The sequence below is a fragment of the Granulicella sp. S190 genome, from assembly GCF_009766095.1.
GTDB lineage: Bacteria > Acidobacteriota > Terriglobia > Terriglobales > Acidobacteriaceae > Edaphobacter.
In genome coordinates, this window is the sequence record NZ_LMUD01000031.1 from 1 (window position 1) to 3289 (window position 3289).

Genomic DNA, 3289 nt, shown 5'->3' on the forward strand with positions numbered 1-3289 from the left:
CATACGCCGACTCGCGGTCCACCACCGTCTCATACACCCCCGCCACCACCGAACTCCTGATAATCGCCGCCCTCTGCTCCGGCGTAATCGGCCCGATCTGGCTATGCGGCGGCATGATCATCGCCCGCTCCACCATCCCCGGAATCCCCTTCTCATCCAGAAACGAGACCAGCGCCTCCCCTACCCCCATCTCAGTAATCACCGCCTCCACATTCACCTTCGGGTTCGCGCGAAAAGTCTGGGCTGCCGCCTTCACCGCCTTCTGATCCCGCGGCGAAAACGCCCGCAACGCATGCTGCACGCGATTGCCCAACTGGCTCAACACCGTATCCGGCACATCGATCGGGTTCTGCGTCACGAAGAACACCCCGACCCCCTTCGACCGAATCAGCCGCACCACCTGCTCAATCCGATTCTGCAAAACCGAAGGCAGATTGTTGAACAAAAGATGAGCCTCATCGAAGAAAAACACCAGCTTCGGCTTCTCCAGATCCCCCACCTCCGGCAGCTTCTCAAACAACTCACTCATCAGCCACAGCAGAAAAGTCGCATACAGCTGCGGCGACTGCAGCAGCTGATCCGCAGACAGAATATTCACTACGCCTTTACCGGTCGAATCCACCTGCAACAGATCGTCAATATTCAACGCCGGCTCGCCGAAGAAGAGGTCGCCGCCCTGCTGCTCCAACGCGACCAACCCACGCTGGATAGCCCCAATACTCGCGGCGGAGATATTCCCGTACTGTACTAGGTAGTCCTTCGAACTCTCTCCGACATGCTGCAGCATCGCCTGCATATCTTTCATGTCCAGCAGCAGCAACCCGTTGTCATCGGCTATCTTGAACACCAGCGTCAACACGCCTGTCTGCGTGTCGTTCAAATTCAGGATCCTGCTCAACAGCAGCGGCCCCATCTCGCTCACCGTTGCTCTCACCGGATGCCCCTGCTTCCCAAACACATCCCAGAACACCACCGGGCACGCGGAGAAACTCCATTCGCCCAGACCCAGCGCCGCCACCCGAGCGTCGAACTTCGCCGAACTCTTCCCTGGCTGCGAGATCCCCGACAGGTCACCCTTTACATCCGCGGCAAACACGGGTACCCCAATGGAGCTCAGCGCCTCCGCCATCACCTGCAACGTCACCGTCTTGCCAGTACCGGTAGCCCCTGCCACCAGGCCATGTCGGTTCGTCATCCCCGCTAATAAATAAAGTTCGTCGGCACCCTTCGCAATCATCTGCATCTCAACCATCGGCCACGCCCCCGTCTTCCTGAAGACTACACACCCGTTCGCTAACGTCAACACTTTGCGTCTTCACAACTTGCATCTCTCATCTCAAGCCTCTACAGTCCCTCAGGAGACGTTTTCTCACGGAGAACATTCATCAGTATGCGACTCTCACGCCGACAAGCCCTCACGCTCCTCGCAACCGCTGCTCCCGCTCTCAAGTCCGCTTACGCTCGACAGAACCAGCTCGCGGTCACCCCTGGCCCATTTACCGCGGCCCCCACTTCGTTGCAGAGCTATCGCATTCCTGACTGGTTCAACGATGCGAAGTTCGGGATCTGGGCGCACTGGGGCCCGCAGTCCAGCATCGAGTACGGCGATTGGTATGCCCGCAGAATGTATATTCAGGGTTCTGATCAGTACAACTATCACGTCAAAACCTACGGCCACCCCTCCAAAATCGGATACAAAGATTTAGTCCCCCAGTTCAAAGCTGCCAGGTGGGATCCGGATCATCTTATGGATCTCTATGTCAAGGCCGGTGCAAAATACTTCTTCTCCATGGGCGTTCATCACGACAACTTCGACATGTGGAACTCGAAGTATCAGCCTCGCTGGAACGCAGCCGCCGTTGGCCCGAAGCGCGACATCGTAGGAGCGTGGGCAACCGCAGCTCGTAAGCGCGGCCTTCGCTTCGGAGTCAGCGAGCACCTCTCAAACTCTTACGATTGGCTGGCCCCCGCTCATCTCAGCGACTCCTCTGGGCCACTCGCCGGAGTGCCTTACGACGGCTCAGATAAGGCGTTCGCCGACCTCTACCACGACTACACTGGGCAGCCCTCCAACTTCGCAAAGACGGCTGACGCCATGGGGCGCGTCGCACCCGACTGGTGGAAGCTCCAGTACTTCAATCGCATTAAAGATCTCGTCGACAACTATCAGCCCGATCTCCTCTATACCGATGGAGGCATTCCCTTTGATGACTATGGTTACTCCATCGTTGCTGAGCTCTACAACATCAGCGCCTCGCGTCATAGCGGCAAAGTCGAATCCATCTACTTCAGCAAGCAGGCCGACCAGTGCACTGTCGGTACTTGTACGCTCGATCGCGAACGCGGCGTCCTTGATGGCATCTCTCCGACCCCCTGGCAGACCGACACCTGTATTGGCGACTGGCATTACAAACGCGGCGTTGCCTATAAGACACCCAAGAAGGTGATCGATCTTCTCGTCGATATCGTCAGCAAAAACGGTAATCTACTGCTAAACTTTCCGCTGCCCAACAGCGGCGAGCTGGACTTCGCAGAACGCGAGATTCTGGACGGCATCACCGCGTGGATGACCGTCAACAGCGAAGGAATTTACTCGACTCGCCCGTGGAAGATCTACGGCGAAGGACCTTCCACTAAAGTCATTATCGCTTCGAATGGACAGGAGTTCGACCCTAACGAAGGCAAGAAGCCAGACCTTACTTCCTCGGACATCCGCTTTACCACCAAGGGCTCCAATATCTACGCCTTTGTTCAGGGATGGCCCGAAGGCCCGGTAATGATCCCAGCGCTCGGCACGAACAGCGCGCAAAACCCAGCCAAGATCACCAGCGCCAGAATGCTCGGCCATGACGAATCATTGAAGTTCACACAAGGCAGCTCAGGCCTGAACGTCACTCTGCCCACCAACCGTCCCCCGACCGCCGATATCGGCATTACGTTGAAATTCACCACCGCCTAGTCACAAATTCACAGCGGATGGTGAGCATGCTTCACCATCCGCACAACTTCGATCGTCTCTCCTCCACCAACCGGTACTGTGATCCTGCTTATCTCCTGATACCCCTTCAGCGAATAGAGTGCAACACCCGTCATTGTGCTTCCCATCTCAAACCGCTGGAATCCTTCAGTCAGAGCAGCTGTCTCGGCAGCTTCCAGGATCAAACTACCGAGCCCCATCCGTGCGAAGGCAGGATGCACGAAGATCGCGCGAATCTTCGCGGCGTCCGACTTTGGATCCAGCCTCTCCGGTACGATCTTTTCCATCTGATGATCGCCACCATACAACGTC

3 protein-coding genes are annotated in these 3289 nt (G+C 57.0%); 1 reads left to right on the forward strand and 2 read right to left on the reverse strand.

Annotated features, from left to right (window positions below; translation table 11 throughout):
* The coding region (locus GSQ94_RS15800) for a helicase HerA-like domain-containing protein (protein ID WP_254063915.1) at positions 1-1306 on the reverse strand (1306 nt) is incomplete at its 3' end.
* Between the two features lie 84 nt (positions 1307-1390).
* Here GSQ94_RS15800 and GSQ94_RS15805 point away from each other — a divergent pair.
* Positions 1391-2959, forward strand: coding sequence for an alpha-L-fucosidase (locus GSQ94_RS15805; RefSeq protein WP_158944833.1), 1569 nt, complete (start codon positions 1391-1393; stop codon positions 2957-2959).
* An 8-nt stretch (positions 2960-2967) separates the two neighbouring features.
* On the opposite strand, the gene GSQ94_RS15810 is transcribed toward GSQ94_RS15805, so the two are convergent.
* Positions 2968-3289, reverse strand: a 322-nt coding sequence (locus GSQ94_RS15810; RefSeq protein ID WP_158944834.1) for a GNAT family N-acetyltransferase, incomplete at its 5' end; no start/stop codon positions are given.

Coding starts and splice junctions, on each gene's coding strand:
- GSQ94_RS15805 (WP_158944833.1), top strand. CDS start 1,391: ATGCGACTCTCACGCCGACAAGCCCTCACGCTCCTCGCAACCGCTGCT.